This is a genomic window from Streptomyces sulfonofaciens (assembly GCF_014656295.1).
Taxonomy (GTDB): Bacteria; Actinomycetota; Actinomycetes; order Streptomycetales; family Streptomycetaceae; genus Streptomyces; species Streptomyces sulfonofaciens.
This window is the reverse complement of the sequence record NZ_BNCD01000025.1, coordinates 36740-58004: the sequence shown is the minus strand read 5'-3', so window position 1 is coordinate 58004 and position 21265 is coordinate 36740. Positions and strand designations below refer to the sequence as shown.

The window sequence follows — 21265 nt, the reverse complement described above, 5'->3', positions numbered from 1 at the left end:
TGCGCGCCGCCTCACATCCCGCTCCCCCGCCCGCTGAGCGCAGCGTTCCGCGCGGGAAACAGCGGGGATGCCACCGGGTAACACCAGCGCCGCACGCTCGGGACATGCCGCCGCAACCGCCACCGCAGGCGCCCGGGGCGCAGCGCGCGCCGGGCACCAGCGCACCCGCACCCGGATCCGCACCCACCGCACCCTTCGTGGTCATAGGTGCCGGACTCGCCGGGGTGCACCTCGCCCAACGGCTCGGCGAGCCTGCCGGCCCGACCGCGGCACCCGGCACCGGCACCGGAGCCGGTTCGGGCACCGGCTCCGGTGCCGCGCGGGGCCCCGGGTCCGGCGTCGTCCTCATCGGCGACGAACCCCACGCCCCGTACAACCGCGTCCTGCTCGCCGAGGTCCTCGCGCACCGCTACGGCCCCGAGGTCATCGCGCTGCCCCGGCCGCACGGCACCTTCCTGCGCACCCGCGCCACCCGCATCGACCGGGCGCGCCGGGCCGTGCACTGTGCGGACGGCACCGTGGTCCCGTACGGCACGCTCGTCCTCGCCACCGGCTCCAACCCGGTGCTGCCGCCGCTGCGGGGCCTGCTCACCCCGGGCGCCGCCGCGCTCCCCCGCGGTGTGCACGCCTTCCGCACCCTCGACGACTGCCTCGCCCTGTCCGCCGCGGTGCGGCCCGGGGTCCGGGCGGTGGTCGTGGGCGGCGGGCTGCTCGGGGTCTCCGCGGCCGGGGCACTGGCCCGCAGGGGCGCCGGCGTGGTGCTGGCCCAGCAGGCCGAGCACCTGATGGAGCGCCAGCTCGACCCGGCGTCAGGGCGCCTGGTGGACCGGCATCTGAAGGGACTCGGCGTGGAGGTGCACACCGCGTGCCGGGTGCGCGGCGTGGGCGTCGAGGCGGGGGCGGTGCGCAGCGTGGAACTGGCCGACGGCTATGTGCTCGGCACCGATCTGCTGGTGCTCGCCTGCGGGGTGCGGCCGCGTACCGGCCTGGCGGCCGACGCCGGTCTCCAGGTGCGCCGCGGCATCGTCGTGGACGACGAGCTGCGCACCTGCGACCCGCACATCCGGGCCATCGGCGACTGCGCGGAGCACGCGGGCGAGGTCCCCGGTCTGGCCGCGGCCGCGCTCGACCAGGCCGAGTTGCTGGCCCGCGCGCTCACCCCGCCCCACCCGCCCGTCCGCTACCGCGGCACCCGCGCCCTGACCCGCCTCACCCTCGCGACCACCGCGAACGCCCCCGCAGCCGGGAGCGCCACTGCCGCACCGGGGCCCACACGGACCACCGGAACCCCCGGCGCCATCAGGACCACCGGAACCCCAGAGACCACCGGAACCGCAGAGACCGCGGACACGGCGCTCACCGCGGACACGTCGTACCCCGCAAGCACCCCGGCGCACACCGGAAGCACCACGACCACCACGCCGGCCGCGGCCCCCGCCGCCCACCTGGAGCTGGCCGCCTTCGGCGACCCCGAGCCGCGCCCCGGTGACGACGTCGTCCAGCTCACCGACGCCACCCGGGGCACGTACCGCAAGCTCGTCGTCCGCGGCGACCGGCTGGCCGGCGGGGTGCTGCTGGGCGAGCTGGGCACCGTCGGCGCGCTGGCCAGGGCCTGGGAGGCCGACGACGCGCTCTACGACGACGACACCGGCACCGGCACCGGCACCGGCGGCAGTGGCAACGGCGCCCCGCTGCTCCACCTGCTCACCAACGACGGAGGCTCCTGAGCCATGCCCATGGAAACGGACACGCACCCGGCCCCCGGCGCGCGCCCCGGCGGCCCGCCCGCGCCCGGCGGGGACACCGGCACGCCCCACGGGGCCGACCGCTCCGGCCGTCCCACCCTCGTGCTCGTCGGGCACGGCATGGTCGGCCAGCGGTTCCTGGAGGCGCTGGCCGAACTCGGCCTGACCGGCACCCACCGGGTGGTCGTGCTGGCCGAGGAGCCCCGCCCCGCCTACGACCGTGTCCGCCTCACCTCCTACTTCTCCGGAAGCACCCCGCAGGACCTCTCGCTCACCGATCCCGCCTTCCTCGCCGGGCACGGCATCGAGCTGGCGCTCGGCGACCCGGCGGAGCGCGTCGACCGGGCGGCGCGCACGGTCACCGCCCGCTCGGGCCGGGTCGTCGGGTACGACACGCTGGTACTGGCCACCGGCTCGTACCCGTTCGTACCGCCGGTGCCGGGCCGGGACGCGACGGGCTGCTTCGTCTACCGGACGGTCGAGGACCTGCTGGCCATCGAGGAGTACGCGAAGGGCCGGGCGAGCGGCGCCGTGGTGGGCGGCGGGCTGCTCGGCCTGGAGGCGGCCGGTGCGCTCCAGGGCCTCGGCCTCGCCACGCACATCGTGGAGTTCGCGCCCCGGCTGATGCCCGTCCAGGTCGACGAGGCGGGCGGCGCCGCGCTGCTGCGCACCATCGAGGGCATGGGCCTGACCGTGCACACCGGTACCGGCACCCAGGAGATCACCGTCGGTGCTGACGGCCGGGTCACCGGGATGCGGCTCTCCGACGGCAGCGAGCTGGCCACCGACCTGGTGGTCTTCTCCGCTGGCGTACGGCCCAGGGACGCGCTGGCACGCGAGTGCGGGCTCGCCGTCGGCGAGCGGGGCGGCATCGCCGTCGACGCCCGGTGCCGCACCTCGGACCCGGCCGTCTTCGCCATCGGCGAGTGCGCGCAGGCCGTGGACGGGCGGGTCTACGGCCTGGTGGCGCCGGGCTACGAGATGGCGCAGGCCGCCGCGGCCGCGATCGCCGCGGCCGCGGGCACGGGACCCGGTGGGCGGACGGCGACGGCGCCCGCGGAGTTCACCGGCGCGGACACCTCCACCAAGCTGAAACTGCTCGGTGTGGACGTCGCGTCCTTCGGCGACGCGCACGGCACGGCGGAGGGCAGCCTCGACGTCGTGTACGCCGACTCACGCTCCGGCGTCTACCGGAAGCTCGTGATCGCCGCGGACGGGTCGCTGCTCGGCGGTGTCCTGGTCGGCGACGCGGAGGCGTACGGGACGCTGCGGCCGATGACCGGCTCCGTGCCGCCGGTGCCCGCCGAGCGCCTGGTGCTGCCGGCCGGCGCCGGCGGCCCCGCGGTGCTCGGGCCCACCGCGCTTCCGGACACGGCCGTGATCTGCTCCTGCCACAACGTCACCAAGGGCGCCATCCGTGCCGCCGTCACCGAGCAGGGCTGCGGCACCGTCCCCGACGTCAAGAAGTGCACCCGGGCCGGCACCGGTTGCGGCAGTTGTGTGCAGGTACTCGGCCGGCTGGTCGCGGCCGAGCTGGAGGCGGGCGGCATCGAGGTCGACAAGGGCCTGTGCGGCTGCTTCGCGCAGACCCGCCAGGAGCTCTACGAGACCGTGCGCGCCCTGCGCATCACCGGCTTCAGGGAGCTGCTCGACCGGCACGGGCGCGAGGGTGCGCGCGGCGGCGAGGGCTGCGAGGTCTGCAAGCCCGCGGTCGCCTCCATCATCGCCTCGCTGGCCCCTGCGCTGGGCGCCAGCGGCTACGTCCTGGACGGTGAGCAGGCCGCGCTCCAGGACACCAACGACCACTTCCTCGCCAACCTCCAGAGGAACGGGTCGTACTCGGTGGTGCCGCGCATCCCCGGCGGTGAGATCACTCCCGAGAAGCTGATCGTGATCGGTGAGGTGGCCCGGGACTTCGGCCTCTACACCAAGATCACGGGAGGTCAGCGTATCGACCTGTTCGGAGCCAGGGTCGAGCAGCTTCCCGCCATCTGGGCGCGGCTGGTCGACGCGGGCTTCGAGTCGGGGCACGCGTACGGCAAGGCCCTGCGGACGGTGAAGTCCTGCGTGGGGCGGACCTGGTGCCGTTACGGGGTGCAGGACTCGGTGCGGATGGCGATCGACCTGGAGCTGCGCTACCGGGGGCTGCGCTCCCCGCACAAGCTGAAGTCCGCGGTCTCCGGCTGCCAGCGCGAGTGCGCGGAAGCCCGGTCGAAGGACTTCGGCGTGATCGCCACGGCGGACGGCTGGAACCTCTACGTCGGCGGCAACGGCGGCGCCACCCCGCGGCACGCCGACCTGCTCGCCCAGGACCTCTCCGACGCCGATCTCGTGCGGCTGATCGACCGGTTCCTGATGTTCTACATCCGCACCGCGGACCGCCTGGAGCGCACCGCCGCCTGGCTGGAGCGGATCGAGGGCGGACTCGACCACGTGCGCGACGTGGTCGTGCACGACTCGCTCGGCATCTGCGCCGAGTTGGAGGCGCTGATGGCCGACCACGTGTCCCACTACCGCGACGAGTGGGCGCAGACGCTCGCCGACCCGGAGCGGCTGGCCCGCTTCGTCTCCTTCGTCAACGCGCCCGGCGTGCCCGACCCGACGGTCGGCTTCGTCCCGGAGCGCGACCAGATCAAGCCGGACCTGCCCCTGCTCTCGCTGGGCACCCGGCCTCCGGCACCCGCCCCGGCGGGCAACGGCCCGACCGCACTCCTGGAAGGAACCTCCGCGCGATGACGACGGCACCGACGAGGCAGCCGGCGGGGCAGCGGCCCGCGCCGGGCGGCGCGGCACCGACCGGTGCGGCCGCACCCGCACCGGGGCCCGGGACGGGGTCCGGCGACCCGGCCGGCACGGTCCACGGCGGGACGCTGCGGATCCAGCTACTCCTGGAGGACGGCTGGCGCACGGTCTGCGACGCGGCGCGCCTGACGGCCGGACGCGGGGTGGCGGTGCTGCTGCCGGACGGCCGGCAGGTCGCGCTCTTCCTGGACAGGACCGGGCGGCTGCACGCGATCGACAACCGCGATCCGTTCACGGGCGCCTCCGTCCTCTCCCGCGGCCTGCTGGGCTCCGCCGACGGCACGCCCTTCGTCGCCTCACCGCTGCTCAAGCAGCGCTTCGCCCTGACGGACGGACGCTGCCTGGACGACGACGAGGTGTCGGTGGCGGCGTACCGGATCCGGGCGGCCGAGGTCCGGGCCGCCTGACCGGGCCGCTCGACCGGGCCGACGAACGGGACTGGGACACCGTGCTGCGGACCAACGTCACCGGCGTCCTGTTCTCCATGGAGCACGGGATCGCCCGGATGCGCGCGGACGGCGGCGGGGGCCGTCGTCGACATCTCCTCCGGCCTCGGCGCCCGCACCCGCCGTCCCGGCACCGCGGCGTACACCGCCTCCAAGGCCGCCGTGTCCGCGCTGACCCGGGCGGCCGCGCCCGACCGCATCGGCGAGGGCGTCCGCATCGACGCGGTCAGCTCTGGACCGTCCGACAGCGCCATGTCGCTCGCGCCCGGCGAGAGCGGGGAGGACCGTGCGGAGCGCATGGAGCGGGCCTCGCCGCCGGGCCGCGTCTGCTCGCAGGGAAGGTGGCCGCGGCCGTCCTCCACCTGGCCTCCGACGCCGCCGCCTGCCTGGTCGGCACCGGCCTGGTCGTCGACGGCGGCATCTCGGCCCGAGCGAACCGGCCCCGACCGGCGCCCGGGTGTCCGCGGGGCGCCGCCGGGCGCACCGGTCCGCGGGCGCCCACGGGTGCCCGCGGAGCCGTTCAGTCGTCGATCCCCGACCGCTCCACCCCGGCCACGATCCACCGCTGGAAGAAGAGGAAGACCACCAGCAGCGGCACGATCGAGACGGCAGCGGCGGTGAACAGCTCGTGCAGCCGGATGACCTGGGAGGTCGTGAACGACGACAGGGCCACCTGGACCGTCCACGCCTGCCGGTCCTGGCCGATGACCAGCGGCCACAGGAACGAGTTCCAGGCACCGATGAACACGATGGTGCCGACCGCCGCGAAGACCGGCCGGGAGTTCGGCACCACGATCAGCCAGAACGTGCGCCCGTACCCGAGCCCGTCCACCCGCGCCGCGTCCTCCAGCTCCCGCGGGAAGCCCAGGAAGTACTGCCGGAAGACGAAGCAGGCGAAGGCCGAGAACAGCGTCGGCACGATCAACCCGCGCAGCGTGGAGATCCAGCCCAGGGTCGACACCAGCACGAACGTCGGCACGAAGGTGACGGTCGCCGGGACCATCAGGGTGCCAAGGATCGCGTAGAAGACCTTGTTCGCGTGGCGGTACGGGATGCGGGCCAGGCCGTAGCCGGCGAGCGAGGCCAGCAGCAGGGTGCCCAGCGTGGTGGCGACCGCGATCAGCGCCGAGTTCAGCAGCGAGCGGGCGAACGGGACGGATGTGTCGGAGAACAGCTCCGACAGGTTCGACCAGTGCAGCGTACTGGGGAAGAACGTCCACTCCGGCGAGGTGATGTCCTGCTCGCTGGCCAGGCCGTTGCGGACCAGGAGGTAGAACGGCACCAGGAAGAGCACCGCCAGTGCCGTCAGCAGCGCGGCCCGCAGCGCCCTGCCGGCACGCACGAGACCCTCGCCGGAGGGGCGCGGGCGGACGGTGGCGCTTTGGCTGTGCGGGGCGCGCTGCGGGCGTGCGGTGCGGTCACCGCGTGCGCCGGGACGCCCGTGGGTGTCGGCGGCCATCGTCAGTCCTCCTTCCTGCCGAGCCCGAACCAGCGGGCCTGACCGACCGTCACCACGGCGATGATCAGCGCCAGGATCACCGCGCCCGCACTGCCGTAGCCCAGGTTCTGCTCCTGCCCGAGAGCCGTGAAGTAGAGGTAGACCAGCGGCGGGCGGGCGTAGGGCGGATAGCCGCGGGCGTCGGAGAGCAGGTTGTAGAACTCGTCGAAGGCCTGGAAGGCGTTGATCACCAGCAGCAGCACCACGGCCACGGAGGTGGCGCGCAGTTGCGGGAAGGTGATGTGCCTGAAGACCTGCCAGCCCGGCCGTGCCCCGTCGACCGCGGCGGCCTCGTAGAGCACCGGGCTGATCCGCTGGAGGCCGGCCAGGAAGAGGATCATGTAGAAACCGGCCTGGAGCCAGAGCCGCACGGTGACGATCACCAGCCAGTACCAGGGTGGCGAGGTGGTCGACAGCCAGGCCGTCTGGTCGGCGCCGAACCAGCCGAGCACCGTGTTCGCGAGCCCGAAGCGCACCCCGTTGAAGATGGACATCTTCCAGATCAGCGCGGCGACGACGTAGGAGCACGCGGCGGGCAGGAAGAACACCGACCGGAAGAACGCCTGCGCCCTGCGCAGCCGGTTCACCATCAGGGCGAGGGCCAGGGACAGCAGGTAGGTGGCGGGGACGATGAACGCGCAGAACGCGGCGAACGTCGTCAGGCTGCCGGTGAAGGCGCCGTCCCGAAGCATCGACGTGTAGTTGCCGAGCCCGATGAAGTGGTCGGGCGTGACCGTGTTGTGCGCGTCGAAGAAGCTGAGGTAGACGCTCCAGGCGAGCGGGATGTACGTGAAGACGCCGAGGCCCAGCGCGAAGGGTCCCACGAAGATCCAGAACCAGAGCGCGTCCCGGCCGCGGGTGCGCAGTGCGGGCAGCGCCGGGCGGCGCCGGGATCCGGCGGGTGCGGCCGCTTCCCGGCCGGTGAGCAGGTCGGTGGGAGGGTCAGGTGCGGAGCGCTTCATCGCCGGGCGGTCACCTCTGCACCCGGTCGAGTTCCGCGGACACCTTCCGCACCACCGTCCTGAGCTGGCCGTCGGGGCTCGCCCCGTCCCGGATGATGCGGTTGACGGCGTCCTGGTAGGCGGTCTTGCTGGCCTGGGTCCACAGCAGCGGCTCGGCGAAGCTGTGCTCGGTGGTGAACCGGACCGCGTCCGCGGCCGCGCCCTCGCGCAGTTGCCGGGCCTGCTTCGCCAGCGAGATCCGGGCCGGGATGTGGAATCCGTAGGAGAGCGCGAAGTCCTTCTGGTCGGCGGTGCCGTCCACCCACAGCCACTTCACGAACGCCTTGGCGGCGTCCTTGTGCTTGCTGCGCGCGCTGACGGCCGCACCGTAGGCGCCGACGGGCACGGTCGGTGCGCCGGAGCCGTCCTTGGGGAACGGCAGCACTCCGAAGTCGTCGCCCAGTTCCTTCTGCACCTGCGGCAGCGCCCACAGGCCCGTCCACTGCATGGCGGTCAGGCCCTGGAGGAACGCCGACGGGTCGGACCAGTCGGCGGGGGCGCCGAGCAGCAGCGACTTGTCGGCGTAGAGCCGGTGCAGCTTGCCCAGGGTGCGGGCCGCGGCCGGGTCGTCGAAGCCGACCTTGCCGCCCTCGGTGACCAGTTCCAGGCCGGCCGCGTACAGCGGGGTGCCGCCGAGCGCGCCTGCACCGCCGTCGTTGCCGAGGAACAGGCCCTTGACCTGCTTCGACGTCAGCGCCTTGGCGGCGTCGACGAGTTCGTCGAGCGTCGTGGGCGGGTCGATGTGCGCCTTGGCGAGCAGGCTCTTGCGGTAGAAGAGCATCTGCATGTCGATGACCTGCGGGATGCCCCATATCCTGCCCCGGTAGGTCTTCGGTGCCAGTACCGCCGGGTTGAAGTCGTCCTTGACGCCCTCGATCAGGTCGGTGAGGTCGACGACCTGGCCGCCGCGGATCTGGTCGAGCGTGGGACTGCCCTCGAAGACGTCCGGGCCCGAGTCGGTGAGCAGGGCGGCGGCGGTCTGCTGGTCGTAGTTGCCGGGCCGCCACTGGACGGTGACCCGCGCCTTGTCGTAGGCGGCCGCGTACCGCTGGACTGCCTGCTCGGTGCCCTGCTCGCCGTACTGGTGGTACCACTGCTGGAGCGCCGGCCCCTTCCCCGCGGACCCCGAGCCGTCGCCGCGGCCGGTGTTGGAACCGCAGGCGCTGAGCGCCGCCCCCGCCCCCGTCGCGGCACCCGCCGCGAGAAGCATCCTCCGGCTGACGGTCATGCTGTCCCCCTGTCCGATCGTGTGGCCTGGCCCAACGATCAACCATGCAGTGCGTTTACGACAGGGTTATTACAGCGGAATGTCACCCCCCGGGGCCCCACGGGTACCGCGGCGCACGCCGGCGGGGGGAGCGCCGGCGTGTGCGGGCGGGGGCACCGGCCCGTGCGAGCCGGAACCCGGCGGCCGCGCTGCCGTGCGGGCGGACGGCCGGGGGTCAGCGGCTGTCGCTGCTGTGCGGGGCGGCGCAGGCGCGAGCGGCCTCCAGACGGGCCACGGGGATGCGGAACGGCGAGCAGGAGACGTAGTCGAGTCCGACCTCGTGGAAGAAGTGCACCGACTCCGGATCGCCGCCGTGCTCGCCGCAGATGCCGAGCTTGAGGTCCGGCCTGGTGGCCCGGCCAGCGCGGACCGCGTCCTCGACGAGCCTGCCGACACCGTCCCGGTCGATGGTCTCGAACGGGGAGACCCCGAAGATGCCCTTCTCCAGGTAGGCCGTGAAGAAGCTCGCCTCCACGTCGTCGCGGCTGAAGCCCCACACGGTCTGGGTGAGGTCGTTGGTGCCGAAGGAGAAGAACTCGGCGGCCTCGGCGATCTCACCCGCGGTCAGTGCCGCACGCGGCAGCTCGATCATGGTGCCGAGCGCCAGGCCCAGCGTGGTGCCGGTGGCCTCCTCCACGTCGGCGATCACCTGGGTGGCCTCGTCGCGGACGAGTTCCAGCTCCTGGACGGTGCCGACCAGCGGGATCATGATCTCTGCGCGCGGGTCGCCCTTGGCGGCGCACCGCTCGGCGGCGGCCTCGGCGATGGCACGCACCTGCATGGCGAACAGGCCCGGGATGGCGAGGCCGAGGCGGACACCGCGCAGGCCCAGCATCGGGTTCTGCTCGTGCAGCCGGTGCACGGCCTGGAGCAGCCGCAGGTCGTTCTCGTTGGCGTCCTTGCGGGACTCGGCGAGTGCCACGCGTACGGACAGCTCGGTGATGTCGGGCAGGAACTCGTGCAGCGGCGGGTCGAGCAGCCGCACCGTCACCGGCAGGCCGTCCATGGCCTCCAGGAGCTCAACGAAGTCCTGCTTCTGCATCGGCAGCAGCGCCTTGAGGGCATCCTCGCGCTCGCCGTCGGTGTCCGCGAGGATCAGCCGCTCGACGTACTCGCGGCGCTCCCCGAGGAACATGTGCTCCGTACGGCACAGTCCGATGCCCTGGGCGCCGAACCGCCGGGCGCGCAGCGCGTCCTCGGCGCTGTCGGCGTTGGCACGCACCCGCAGCCGCCGCACCCGGTCCGCGTACGCCATGATCCGGTGCACCGCGACGACCAGTTCGTCGGCGTCGTCGGCGCCCGCGTGCATCCGGCCCTCGAAGTACTCCACGACCGGCGACGGCACCACCGGCACCTCGCCGACGTAGACCTTGCCGGTGGAGCCGTCGATGGAGACGGTGTCGCCCTCCTCGACCACGACGGTGCCGCGGCCGGTGGAGCTGTCGATGCCTCGCGCGGTCATGCAGCGCCGCTTGGTGTCGACCTCCAGCTCCTCCGCGCCGCACACGCACGTCTTGCCCATCCCGCGGGCGACGACGGCGGCGTGCGAGGTCTTGCCGCCGCGCGAGGTCAGGATGCCCTCGGCGGCGATCATGCCGTCCAGGTCGTCGGGGTTGGTCTCGCGCCGGATCAGGATGACCTTCTCGCCGGACCGCGACCACTTGATCGCGGTGTACGAGTCGAAGACCGCCTTGCCGGACGCGGCACCGGGCGAGGCGGCGATGCCGTGCGCGATCTTCTGGACGCCGTGCTCCGCGGCCGCGCCGTCCGCCGCCTTCTCGTCGAAGCGCGGGAACATCAGTTGCGCGAGCTGGCCACCGGTGACGCGGCGCAGCGCCTCGGCCTCGGTGATCAGCCCCTGGTCCACCAGTTGGACGGCGATGCGGAAGGCGGCGCCCGCAGTGCGCTTGCCGACCCGGGTCTGGAGCATCCAGAGCTTGCCGCGCTCGATGGTGAACTCGATGTCGCAGAGGTCCTTGTAGTGGTTCTCCAGGGTCTCCATGATCCGCAGAAGTTCGGTGTACGACTTCTCGTCGAGCGCTTCGAGCTCGGCGAGCGGCACGGTGTTGCGGATGCCCGCGACGACGTCCTCGCCCTGGGCGTTCTGGAGGTAGTCCCCGTAGACGCCCTGCTGGCCGCTGGCCGGGTCTCGGGTGAAGGCGACGCCGGTGCCGGAGTCCGCGCCGAGGTTGCCGAAGACCATCGAGACCACGCTGACCGCGGTGCCGAGGTCGTGCGGGATGCGCTCCTGGCGCCGGTAGAGCCTGGCCCGCTCTCCGTTCCAGGACGTGAAGACGGCCTTGACGGCGAGGTCCATCTGCTCGCGCGGGTCCTGCGGGAAGTCCCGGCCGGCCTCGTTCTTGACGATCTTCTTGAACCGCTTGACCAGTTTCTTCAGGTCGGCGGCGCTCAGGTCGGCGTCGGAGGTGGCACCCGGTGACGCGCCGGGGCCGGTGATCTCTTCGAGGGCCCGTTCGAACTGCGCGCCCTCGATGCCGAGCACCGTCCTGCCGAACATCTGGATGAGCCTGCGGTAGGAGTCCCACGCGAACCGGTCGTCGCCGGCCTGGGCGGCCAGGCCCTCCACGGAAGCGTCGGAGAGGCCGATGTTCAGAACGGTGTCCATCATGCCGGGCATCGAGAACTTCGCTCCCGAACGCACGGACACCAGGAGCGGGTCGCTGGGCTCGCCGAGCTTCTTGCCCATCGTCTGCTCCAGCGCGGCGAGGTGCGCGCTCACCTCGTCGTTCAGCGCCTCGGGAACCTCACCGCTCTCCAGGTAGACGCGGCAGGCCTCCGTGGTGATCGTGAAGCCCGGCGGCACGGGGAGACCGAGGTTCGTCATCTCGGCCAGGTTGGCGCCCTTGCCGCCGAGCAGATCCTTGAGGTCCTTGTTGCCCTCCGTGAAGTCGTACACGTACTTCGTGGCTGAGTTCCCTGCGTTTTCCGACACGGCTCTCGACTCCTGAAGATAGGCAGCACGGACGGAGTCCGCTCCGATGAGGGCGGCGGTGGGCGACGGGCGGGCGCGGTGGCTGCCCTGACGGCGAGGAACATACCCAGATCGAAGGTGTCTCGGTACGTCCACTCGTGCGTCATACGGCCGCAACCACCCGTCCGCCAGCAGATCGAAAGTCGCTGGGACGAGTGGTATCCGACCGGCCTGCGTTCACCTCTTGAACGGGGCTGGGATGACTGAGCACATCCAGCGCTCACATGAGCGACTATAGCCCCATCTGATTTCAGCCGCCGAAGATCGACGCCATGGCACTGGGTGCCATCTTTTGGAGAAGTGCATCCGTACGGGGGCCCGCTCATTCGAGCGGAAAGGCTCTCGAAGTGGCGAGAATCACATGCCCGGATCGGTGCCGATGTCAGCATCCGGACAGCGCACGGCGCGGCCGGAGGTAGGCCCCGCGGTCCGTGCCGCGGGCCTGAGCTCGGGAGATGTGAGGCCGGTCGGACGCGCGCCGGGCGGTCCTGAGCCGGACAGGGCGGGACCCCCGGTCCCGAGCCGAAGGGGACAGGACCAATCCGGGGCGGTTTCCAGCCGAATGTGTGGGAACCCTCGCGGCTTCCGCCCGCAGGCCCCTCATCGATGCCGCTCGGCGGCCCCCTCACCGGCCCGCTCACCGGAGCGTTGCCGCTCGGCACCGCGGAGACAGGGGCGAGGGCTCCGCGGCGCGGCCGGGCGGGGGGAAACCGCACGGCGCCGGGCTGGGCGCAGGCGCGGCGCGAGGCGCAGGCTCACTGGCGCGAGGCGCAAGCTCCGTGGCGCGGGGCGAGGCGCAGGCTCACTGGCGCGGGGCGGGCCGGGGACCGCGCGGCACCGGCCCGTCCGGCGCGGATCGTGCGCCGCGCCGCGGGCCGCCCCCGCAAACCCGTGCGCTCCGCGCGCCCCGCGTTCCCGCGCCCTCGGGTCAGCCGCCCGACGTGTCCAGTTCCGCGTCCGCGCCGAGGCCCGTGCAGTCGTGCGGATCGGCCAGCCAGCCGTCCGGCAGGACCACCCGGTTCTTGCCCGAGGTGCGGCCGCGCGGACCCTCCGCGCCGGGCGGCCAGGGCTGGTCCAGGTCCAGTTCGCCCAGGCCCGCCGCGAGCTCGGCGAGCGAGGAGGCGATCGCCAGCCTGCCGCGCATCTCGGACCCGACCGCGAACCCCTTGAGGTACCAGGCCACGTGCTTGCGGAAGTCGATCACACCGCGCGCCTCGTCGCCCAGCCACTCGCCGAGCAGCGTCGCGTGCCGCAGCATCACGTCCGCGACCTCGCGCAGCGTCGGCCGGGCAGCCGCCCCGCCGCCCTCGAACGCGGTGACGAGGTCGCCGAAGAGCCAGGGCCTGCCCAGGCAGCCGCGGCCGACCACGACGCCGTCGCAGCCGGTGGCGCGCATCATCCGGAGCGCGTCCGGCGCGGACCAGACGTCCCCGTTGCCGAGCACGGGGATCTCGGGCACGTGCTCCTTGAGGCGGGCGATTGCGTCCCAGTCGGCCGTGCCGCCGTAGTGCTGCGCGGCGGTGCGGCCGTGCAGCGCCACGGCACTGACGCCCTCCTCGACGGCGATGCGTCCGGCGTCGAGGTAGGTGAGGTGGTCGTCGTCGATGCCCTTGCGCATCTTCATCGTGACCGGCAGGGTCCCGGCGCCGCGCACCGCCTCGCGCAGGATCGCGCGCAGCAGCGGCCGCTTGAACGGCAGCGCGGAGCCGCCCCCCTTGCGGGTGACCTTCGGCACGGGGCAGCCGAAGTTGAGGTCGATGTGGTCGGCCAGGTCCTCCTCGGCGATCATGCGGACGGCCTTGCCGACGGTCGCCGGGTCCACTCCGTACAACTGGATGGAGCGCGGCCGCTCGCTCGCGTCGAAACGGACCAGTTGCATGGTCTTCTCGTTCCGCTCGACCAGCGCGCGAGTGGTGATCATCTCGCTCACGAAGAGGCCCCTGTGCCGGCCCTGGGCCGGGGCTGCGGGCCGCCCCGGGCCGGCCCCGCCGCGGCCCTCGGCGAAAGCGCGGCACAGGGTGCGGAAGGGAGCGTTGGTGATACCGGCCATGGGCGCGAGCACGACGGGCGGCCAGACGGTGTACGGGCCGATCGCGAGGCCGCCGGACTCCGGGGCGCGGGAGTCCTCCGTGGCCGCGGGCGCTTCGGTGGCCGCCACCGCGGGTGCGGCGGGCGGCGCGGTCGTCGTCATGGGCGTGGACATCCCCCCATTGTCGCGTACCGGGAAGCGTGCACTCAAGGTCGTTAGTTAGGCGTACTATTGAAGAATGCCGGAGCTCAGTCACCGACGGAGGATGCTGGTTCTTGCCATCTGCTGCATGAGCCTGCTGATCGTCAGCCTCGACAACACCGTACTGAACGTCGCCCTGCCCGCTTTGCAGCGCGAGCTGCACGCGAGCGTTGCCGGGCTGCAGTGGACGATCGACGCGTACACGCTGGTCCTCGCCTCACTGCTGATGCTCTCCGGCTCCACCGCCGACCGGATCGGGCGCCGCCGGGTCTTCCAGGCGGGCCTCGTCATCTTCACGGTCGGCTCGCTGCTGTGCTCGCTGGCGCCCAGCCTCTCGCTGCTCGTGGTCTTCCGCATGGTCCAGGCGATCGGCGGCTCGATGCTCAATCCGGTCGCCATGTCCATCATCACCAACACCTTCACCGATCCCCGGGAGAGGGCCCGCGCCATCGGCGTCTGGGGCGGTGTGGTCGGGATATCGATGGCCGCGGGACCGCTGGTCGGCGGACTGCTGGTGGACTCGGTGGGCTGGCGCTCCATCTTCTGGATCAACCTCCCCGTGGGCCTCGCCGCCCTGCTGCTGACCATGCGGTTCGTTCCCGAGTCGCGCGCCCCAAAGCCGCGCAGGACCGATCCGGTGGGCCAGGTGCTGGTCGTCGTGCTGCTGGGCTCGCTCACCTACGCGATCATCGCCGCTCCCGACGCGGGCTGGGCCTCGCCGCGGATCCTGTTCTTCGCCGCGCTCGCCGCCGTGGCGCTGGCCGCGCTGATCCGCTACGAGCCGCGGCGCCCCGAGCCCCTGATCGACGTGCGGTTCTTCCGCAGCGCACCGTTCAGCGGGGCCACGGCCATCGCGGTGAGCGCGTTCGCGGCACTCGGCGGATTCCTCTTCCTGAGCACGCTCTTCCTCCAGGACGTACGCGGACTCAGCGCGCTGCGTGCCGGGCTGTGGATGCTGCCGATGGCGGCGGTGACGTTCGTCTGCGCACCGTTGTCGGGACGGCTGGTGGGCAGCCGGGGGCCGCGGTTCCCGCTGCTGCTCGCGGGAGTCGCGATGACCGCGAGCGGGGTGCTGTTCGCCGTGCTGGACGCGGAGACGTCGAACGTGACCCTGCTCACCGGCTATGTGCTCTTCGGCCTCGGCTTCGGGTTCGTGAACGCGCCGATCACCAACACAGCGGTGTCCGGGATGCCCCGGGCGCAGGCCGGAGTGGCGGCCGCGGTGGCGTCCACGAGCCGGCAGATCGGCTCGACCCTGGGCGTGGCCGTCATCGGTGCGGTGCTGGCGTCCGGGGTCGGCACAGCGAGCTACCGGGCGGGCTTCGTGGCCGCGAGCCGTCCCGCCTGGTGGATCCTGACCGGCTGCGGGGTGTGCGTGCTGGTGCTGGGGTGGGTGACCAGCGGACGGTGGGCACGCGGGACCGCGCGCCGCACGGCGGAACGGCTCGCGGCTCCGGAAGCGGTACCCGAGCGGGCGGGCAGCCCGATCCACTAGCGCGCGGCGGACGGGGCCCCGGACGTCCGTTCCGGTGCCGTACCGCCCCGTGAAGCAGTGGCGAGCCGTCGGTGCCGGTGCCCTCGCGCTCGGCGGTCAGGACGGCTGGACCTGGTCGAAGAGGGCGAGGGCTTCGGCGGGGTCCGGGCCCACGAGGCGTTCCAGGCCGGCCGTCGTGGTCTTCGCCCACCTGCCGGCCCGTGCCCACATCCGTTCCTCGAAGGCGCGGACGACCTCGTCCGGATCTCCCGGGGCGCTGGCGAGGGACTCGGCGAGTTCGGCGCCTTCCAGCATCGCGAGGTTCGCGCCCGCCCCCAACGGGGGCATCAGATGGGCGGCGTCGCCCAGCAGCGTCACCCCGGGGACGTGGGTCCAGGTGTGGGACACGGGCAGGACGTAGAGGGGCCGGTCGACGAAAGCGGTGCCGTGGCGGAGGAGGTCGAGGACGGGAGCGGCCCAGCCGTCGAACAGGGCCAGCAGGCTCGATCGCACGGCCTCGACGTCGGCCAGGTCCAGGTTCGTGTGCCAGTCCAGCGGCGCGCGGAACTGGGCGTACACCTTGACGTGGCCGCCGCTGTTGCGCTGGGCGACGAGAGCTCGGTTCACGCCGTACACGGCCATGGAACCGTCGCCGATCAACCTGGCGAGGTCGGGATGGCGGGTGTCGACGTCGTCGAGGGAGGTCTCGACCGAGGTGACGCCGGTGTAGTGCGGGGTCACCGGCGAGACTGCCGGGCGGGTCCGGGACCAGGCACCGTCCGCGCCGACCACGAGGTCGAACGCCTCCTGCCGCCCGTCCGCGAAACGGACCAGTACGCCGTCCCGGGTCCCCGGCACCACCTGCGTCACGTCCCGGCCCCACCGGACGGCGAGCCGACCGAGCAGCAGGTCACGGAGCTGCCCGCGGTCGATCTCGGGATTGGCCCGGTCATCCGGACGGGGTCGCCAGTCGCGCAGGACGGTCCCGTCCGCGTCCAGGATGCGCATGGCCTGCCCCTCGGGACGGGACAGCGCCCGGAACTTGGCCAGCAGCCCCGCCTTGTCCAGCGCGAGCTGGCCCAGTCCTTCGTGCAGGTCCAGCGTGCCGCCCGGGGGGCGCGCGTCGGGGGCGGGATCCCGTTCGAGGACGGCGACGGGGTGGCCATGGCGGTGCAGGACGCCGGCGAAGGCAAGGCCGGCGGGGCCGCCACCGACCACGGCGATACGTTGTCTCATGTCGATACACTGTATTTACACGATACGGCGTATCGCAACAGTAGGGTATGACCATGACTGTGTGGGACCGGCCGGAGCCGCCGACTCGCCCCGTGCCGCTCGACCGGGAGCGGATCGTCGCCGCCGCCATCGCGCTGGCCGACGAGGGCGGGCTGGAGGCGGTGTCGTTGCGCAAGGTCGCTGCCCGGCTGAGCGCCGGCCCGATGCGCCTGTACGGATACATCTCCACCAAGGAGGAGCTGTTCGACCTCATGGTGGACGAGGTCCAGGCCGAGATCCTCCCCGAGGGGCAGCCCGGTGACTGGCGGGAGGCGCTGCACACCCTCGCCCACCGCACCAGGCGGGCCGCTCTCCGCCACGAATGGCTGGCCGACCTGCTCGGCGGCCGCCCGGCCCTGGGTCCGAACGGCCTCGCCGTGGCCGAGGCCACGCTGGCCGCCCTCGACGGCCTCGCCGACGTCGACACCGTCATGCGCGCCGTGGAGACCGTCAGCGCCTACTCCACCGGCGCGATCAGGCGCGAGATCGCGGACCTGCGGGCCGAGCGCGCCACGGGCCTGTCCAAGCGCGACTGGCAGCGCGCCCGTGGCCCGCATATGACGAGGATGCTGGCCACGGGCCGCTTCCCGGCGCTGGCCAGGGCCGTGTACGACGGCACGGACGTGGACGCCGAGGCATCCTTCGCGACCGGCCTGGACTGGGTCCTCGACGCCGTGGCCGACAGACTCACCCGGCCGCCGGCGTGACGCCCAGCCCCCGCCGGGTGTGAGCCGGATCGGGGTCGGTGTCCACGGGTCGCGCGCCACCACCTCACCACGCCGGTACCGCCATCGGACGAGCGGACGCCTACCAGATCACGCCCGCCGGGCGCGAGGACGCTCCACCCGCTCGCGGTGTCGAAGGCGACCCGGCACAGGGTCGCCGGCATCGCACCGGCCCGCTCCCGCACTCCGGCCGATTGCCCGACATCCCGTACGGCGTCTCCCGCAGCCGCCGGTTCGCCGCCTCCCGCACCGAGGCCGCCGACCGCGTCGGCGCCGTCGCGCCAGGCAGCGAAACCGCCCCTCCCGCGACCGGCCGACCGCCGCGGCGAACAGGGCCTTCGCGCACCCTGGACCGCCGCGCCCCGCAACGCGCCCGACAAAGGGTCCCAACGCGCCTCACGAGGGGCCCGACAGGGGCCGAAAACGGCCAACCCTCGGAGCCCGCGTTCCGGTTGTTGCCGCCTCCCGGGCCCACTCCTACAGTGGGAGCGCTCCCAGTTCGTGTACGGGCCGTGTTCGAGGTCTGGGGCAGCCTCGATGGCATCGCGGTCCGGCGCGCTTTCCCCCATCCGGCGCGCACCGGCACACACCGACTCCGTGCCGTCCGGCAGGGAACCGTCGCCGTCGTCCGCGCGCCTTTTCACGGAGGTCCCCACATGCGCTTCCATCGACATCGGCCCCGGATGTGGGCAGCCGCGGTCTTCGTGTCCGTGGCCGGCCCGGCTGCCGGCACCCTCAGCGCGCAGGCGGCAACCCCGCTCGGCACGCCGTCGACCACCGGCGGCACCGCGCCCACCGCGGCCACCGCGCCCCAGATCAACGCCGGCGGCGAGGACGACGGCGCCGACTGCGCCGTGCCCACCCCCGGCTCCCTGACCCCCGACTCCAAGCTTCCGGACCCCTTCAAGAGGATGAACGGCACGCGCATCACCGCCAAGTCCGACTGGCGGTGCCGGCGCGCGGAGATCAAGAAGCTGGCGGAGAGATACGTCTACGGCGAGAAGCACACCAGACCCGCGAGCGTCACGGGGACGGTGTCGAACACCGGCATCACGGTGAACGTGACGGACCAGGGCAGGAGCTCCAGCTTCTCGGCCAGGGTCGAACTGCCCAGCGGCCCGGGCCCGTTCCCGGCGGTCGTCGTGCTCGGCGGATTCGGCGCGGACACGGCCACCATCAAGGCATCGGGTGCCGCGGTCATCACCTACGACCCGCTCGCGGTCGGCAGGGAGGGCACGCCGCGGAACAACAAGCAGGGCGCGTTCTACGGCATCTACGGCGCATCGAGCAGCACCGGGCTGCTCATGGCCTGGTCGTGGGGCGTGAGCCGCATCATCGACGTCATCGAGCAGTCCGGCGGCACCCTCCTCAAGGCGGACGCGCTGGGCGTCACGGGGTGCTCGCGGTACGGGAAGGGCGCCTTCGCGGTCGGTGCGTTCGACCAGCGCATCGCCCTGACGATGCCGATCGAGTCCGGCACCGCCGGCGCCCCCATCCTCCGCGGCATCCCGGGTGAGGGCGGCTCGCAGCCGCTGAGCAGCGCCTACTCGGAGCAGCCGTGGCTGGGCGACGCGTTCAGCTCCTTCACGGGGAACCCGTCCACACTTCCGGTGGACACGCACGAGATCGTCGCCATGGTCGCACCGCGGGGGCTCCTCATCATGGAGAACCCCCACATCGACTGGCTGGGCGCCAGGTCGGGGAGCGTGGCGGCCCTGGGCGGCGCGGAGGTCTACAAGGCGCTCGGGGCGGGCAGCAACATCAGCTACTGGTCCGACATCCAGGACGGGACGCACTGCGCCGTCAGGAACGAGTGGAAGGCTCCGTTGCAGCAGAACATCCAGAAGTTCCTGCTGAAGACGGGCAGCCAGGCCGGTGTGTTCAGGATTTCGAGCAGGAAGTCCGGCGACCTGGCCGAGTGGAGGAACTGGCAGACCCCGGTCCTCACCGGTTAGCCCGGCAGCCGCCGCACGGCACACCCCCTGCGGGTCCCGGGGCCCGGGGGATCCCGGGACCGGCGGACCCCGGACCCCTGCGAGCCCCGAGGCCCGGCGCGCGCTCGCACCGGGCCTCGGGGTCCTCGAACGGTCGGCCGCGCCGTGTCAGGGCGTGCGGGGCGCCGGGATCGGCGCCCCGGGGCACGACCCGTCGGAGGTGGTGCCGTCGGTGAAGAACGCCACGGCCTTCGAGGCGCAGGGCAGGTTCTCCAGCGAGACGTGGACGTCGTCCTGGACGGTCAGCAGCGAGCCTCCGATCGTGGCCTGCATCTGCTTCGCCCACGGCAGGGGGGTGTTCACCTCGAAGGCGTGCCCGACCAGTTGCAGCGCCCCGCCGTTCCTGCTCAGCCGCCAGGGCTGTGCCGGGAAGGGCCAGCCCTGGCACCGGATGATGCCGGGCGTGGCGTTGCTGCCGTAGGCGGCGACCGGATACTCCTGCCGCAGTTCCTCCGCGTGGGCCCAGCTCGCCTCGAAGTCGCGGTCGGCCGGCGAGTCGTTGCAGCCCACGGACGCGAGCATGAAGTCGGCCTCGCCGTCGGGGGCGGGGTCGTCGGCGTAACCGTTGCCCACCGGCTCCGCCGCTTCGGACCCCCCGGCCTCGGACGGTGCCGCCGAGGGCGCCTCGGGTACACCGCCGTCGCGAATGGCGACGAGGTCACCGGCCGACCGCGCCCAGTCGGCCCGCGATGCCTGCAGCAGGGCGTCGACCGCCTCGCCGTCCACCGCCGGCCCGCCGGTGCCGCCCGGCCGGGGATGGGCCGCCAACTGGTCCCGCAGGGCGATCAGGGCCTTGGCGACCTCCTCCCCGGTGCGGCCGAAGTGGTAGGTGCCGTCGTACCCCGCGATCCACGCGGCGAAGTCGTGGAACAGTGCCTCGTGGGCGGCGAGCTGGTCGTCCGCGTCGGTCTTCGACTGGCCCGGTGCCAGCACCGAGTCCAGCAGCATCCTGTCCACGTGGCCGCCGAACAGGCTCCGGTAGGAGGCGCCGAGCGCGGTGCCCCACGACTTGCCGAAGTAGCTGATCTTCTTCTCGCCCAGTGCGGCGCGGATCCTGTCCATGTCCCGCGCGATGTTCGCCGTGGTCATCGACCTGGCGAAGTCCGGGTCGCGCTCGGCGCAGTGCGTCAGGTTCTCGGCGTAGTCGTCGCTCCTGAACCTCGCCCGCTCCTTGGGGGTGAGCCCGGCGGGCGGCTGCTCCGCGGCGTCCGGCGACAGCTCGGGGCAGACGAGCTTGCCGCTGTATCCCAGGCCGCGCGTGTCGAAGCCGATCAGGTCGTGGTCGCGCCCGACGTCGGCCATCTTGCTCCGGGACAGGAGGTAGGGCTCGCCGACGCCCGGCACGCCGGGGCCACCGGGGTTGATGAGGAGCACCCCCCGGCGGTGGGCGGGTTCGGTGGCCCTGATCCGGCTCACGGCTATGTCGACCTGACGGCCGTTCGGCTTGGCGTAGTCCAGCGGGACCGGCACGGTCGTGCACTCGGTCTCGTGGTCCTCGGGGGTGCTCCAGTCGCGGGCGATCTCGAAGCACGGCTTCCACACGAGCTTCGCGGCGGCCGGCACCGCGGCCGGATTCTGTCCGGCATCCGCCGTCGTGGCGGCCAGCGACTGCACGCCCAGGGCGGCCAGTGCCATACCGGCCGCCGCGACGACGGCCTTCCTCGTTCTCCTGTGTGCTGTGCCGGTCAGCGGCATGAAGGCTCCTCGGGTCCATCCGGTCGGATCGTTCGGATCACGAAGGCAGGTTAGGAGCGGGCTGTATCGACTGTGCCTCCGTGCCGCGTCGAAGTCCCATCCGAACTCGCGGACGTCGCGG

General features: G+C 72.9%; 14 protein-coding genes. 7 read left to right on the top strand and 7 right to left on the bottom strand.

Annotated features, from left to right (window positions below; genetic code table 11):
- Positions 1 to 104 precede the first annotated feature (104 nt).
- The 4 genes from IE313_RS29735 to IE313_RS36520 all read left to right on the top strand — a co-directional run bounded on the left by IE313_RS29735 (position 105) and on the right by IE313_RS36520 (position 5614).
- Complete coding sequence (locus IE313_RS29735) at positions 105 to 1727, top strand: NAD(P)/FAD-dependent oxidoreductase (protein ID WP_308439229.1); 1623 nt, start codon at positions 105 to 107, stop codon at positions 1725 to 1727.
- 138 nt (positions 1728 to 1865) lie between these two features.
- Positions 1866 to 4481 carry a nitrite reductase large subunit NirB gene (gene nirB, locus IE313_RS29730; protein WP_229925078.1) on the top strand — a complete coding sequence of 872 codons (2616 nt, stop codon included), beginning with the start codon at positions 1866 to 1868 and terminating at the stop codon, positions 4479 to 4481.
- On the top strand, positions 4478 to 4954 hold the full coding sequence (gene nirD / locus IE313_RS29725) for a nitrite reductase small subunit NirD (protein WP_189937681.1): 477 nt from the start codon (positions 4478 to 4480) through the stop codon (positions 4952 to 4954). Before nirB ends, nirD begins: the two co-directional genes overlap by 4 nt.
- 132 nt (positions 4955 to 5086) lie before the next feature.
- Positions 5087 to 5614, top strand: coding sequence for an SDR family oxidoreductase (locus tag IE313_RS36520; RefSeq protein WP_373317093.1), 528 nt, complete (start codon positions 5087 to 5089; stop codon positions 5612 to 5614).
- Here the strand turns inward: IE313_RS36520 and IE313_RS29715 are convergent.
- The 5 genes from IE313_RS29715 to dusB all read right to left on the bottom strand — a co-directional run bounded on the left by IE313_RS29715 (position 5514) and on the right by dusB (position 13954).
- Positions 5514 to 6452, bottom strand: a complete 939-nt coding sequence (locus IE313_RS29715) for a carbohydrate ABC transporter permease (protein ID WP_189937679.1) — start codon at positions 6450 to 6452, stop codon at positions 5514 to 5516. The genes IE313_RS36520 and IE313_RS29715 overlap by 101 nt on opposite strands.
- Positions 6453 to 6454: 2 nt before the next feature.
- The gene (locus tag IE313_RS29710) at positions 6455 to 7453 is read right to left on the bottom strand and encodes a carbohydrate ABC transporter permease (protein ID WP_189937677.1); all 999 of its coding nucleotides are present in this window, start codon (positions 7451 to 7453) and stop codon (positions 6455 to 6457) included.
- Between the two features lie 10 nt (positions 7454 to 7463).
- Complete coding sequence (locus tag IE313_RS29705; protein ID WP_189937675.1) at positions 7464 to 8720, bottom strand: ABC transporter substrate-binding protein; 1257 nt, start codon at positions 8718 to 8720, stop codon at positions 7464 to 7466.
- A 214-nt stretch (positions 8721 to 8934) separates the two neighbouring features.
- Entirely contained in the window at positions 8935 to 11847 is a 2913-nt protein-coding gene (gene ppdK, locus IE313_RS29700; RefSeq protein ID WP_373317091.1) for a pyruvate, phosphate dikinase, read from the bottom strand.
- 832 nt (positions 11848 to 12679) lie between these two features.
- Positions 12680 to 13954 (bottom strand): tRNA dihydrouridine synthase DusB, encoded by a 1275-nt coding sequence (dusB, locus tag IE313_RS29695; protein ID WP_373317090.1) that lies wholly within the window; start codon positions 13952 to 13954, stop codon positions 12680 to 12682.
- Positions 13955 to 14018: 64 nt separating this feature from the next.
- Between dusB and IE313_RS29690 the strand changes: the two genes are divergently transcribed.
- Positions 14019 to 15476 carry an MFS transporter gene (locus tag IE313_RS29690; RefSeq protein WP_189937671.1) on the top strand — a complete coding sequence of 486 codons (1458 nt, stop codon included), beginning with the start codon at positions 14019 to 14021 and terminating at the stop codon, positions 15474 to 15476.
- Positions 15477 to 15572: 96 nt separating this feature from the next.
- Here the strand turns inward: IE313_RS29690 and IE313_RS29685 are convergent, their stop codons facing one another.
- Entirely contained in the window at positions 15573 to 16691 is a 1119-nt protein-coding gene (locus IE313_RS29685; protein ID WP_189937669.1) for an FAD-dependent oxidoreductase, read from the bottom strand.
- A gap of 53 nt (positions 16692 to 16744) precedes the next feature.
- Here IE313_RS29685 and IE313_RS29680 point away from each other — a divergent pair, with 53 nt between their 5' ends.
- Together IE313_RS29680 and IE313_RS29675 are read left to right on the top strand one after the other, a co-directional pair.
- Complete coding sequence (locus tag IE313_RS29680) at positions 16745 to 17437, top strand: TetR/AcrR family transcriptional regulator (RefSeq protein ID WP_189937666.1); 693 nt, start codon at positions 16745 to 16747, stop codon at positions 17435 to 17437.
- A gap of 674 nt (positions 17438 to 18111) precedes the next feature.
- Positions 18112 to 19410 (top strand): glucuronyl esterase domain-containing protein, encoded by a 1299-nt coding sequence (locus IE313_RS29675; RefSeq protein WP_189937664.1) that lies wholly within the window; start codon positions 18112 to 18114, stop codon positions 19408 to 19410.
- Between the two features lie 147 nt (positions 19411 to 19557).
- On the opposite strand, the gene IE313_RS29670 is transcribed toward IE313_RS29675, so the two are convergent.
- On the bottom strand, positions 19558 to 21144 hold the full coding sequence (locus tag IE313_RS29670; protein WP_189937662.1) for an alpha/beta fold hydrolase: 1587 nt from the start codon (positions 21142 to 21144) through the stop codon (positions 19558 to 19560).
- Positions 21145 to 21265 lie beyond the last annotated feature (121 nt).

Coding starts and splice junctions, on each gene's coding strand:
- IE313_RS29680 (WP_189937666.1), top strand. CDS start 16,745: ATGACTGTGTGGGACCGGCCGGAGCCGCCGACTCGCCCCGTGCCGCTC.
- IE313_RS29690 (WP_189937671.1), top strand. CDS start 14,019: ATGCCGGAGCTCAGTCACCGACGGAGGATGCTGGTTCTTGCCATCTGC.
- IE313_RS29670 (WP_189937662.1), bottom strand. CDS start 21,144: ATGCCGCTGACCGGCACAGCACACAGGAGAACGAGGAAGGCCGTCGTC.
- IE313_RS29735 (WP_308439229.1), top strand. CDS start 105: ATGCCGCCGCAACCGCCACCGCAGGCGCCCGGGGCGCAGCGCGCGCCG.
- IE313_RS29710 (WP_189937677.1), bottom strand. CDS start 7,453: ATGAAGCGCTCCGCACCTGACCCTCCCACCGACCTGCTCACCGGCCGG.
- IE313_RS29705 (WP_189937675.1), bottom strand. CDS start 8,720: ATGACCGTCAGCCGGAGGATGCTTCTCGCGGCGGGTGCCGCGACGGGG.
- nirB (WP_229925078.1), top strand. CDS start 1,866: ATGGTCGGCCAGCGGTTCCTGGAGGCGCTGGCCGAACTCGGCCTGACC.
- IE313_RS29715 (WP_189937679.1), bottom strand. CDS start 6,452: ATGGCCGCCGACACCCACGGGCGTCCCGGCGCACGCGGTGACCGCACC.
- nirD (WP_189937681.1), top strand. CDS start 4,478: ATGACGACGGCACCGACGAGGCAGCCGGCGGGGCAGCGGCCCGCGCCG.
- dusB (WP_373317090.1), bottom strand. CDS start 13,954: ATGTCCACGCCCATGACGACGACCGCGCCGCCCGCCGCACCCGCGGTG.
- IE313_RS29675 (WP_189937664.1), top strand. CDS start 18,112: ATGCGCTTCCATCGACATCGGCCCCGGATGTGGGCAGCCGCGGTCTTC.
- IE313_RS29685 (WP_189937669.1), bottom strand. CDS start 16,691: ATGAGACAACGTATCGCCGTGGTCGGTGGCGGCCCCGCCGGCCTTGCC.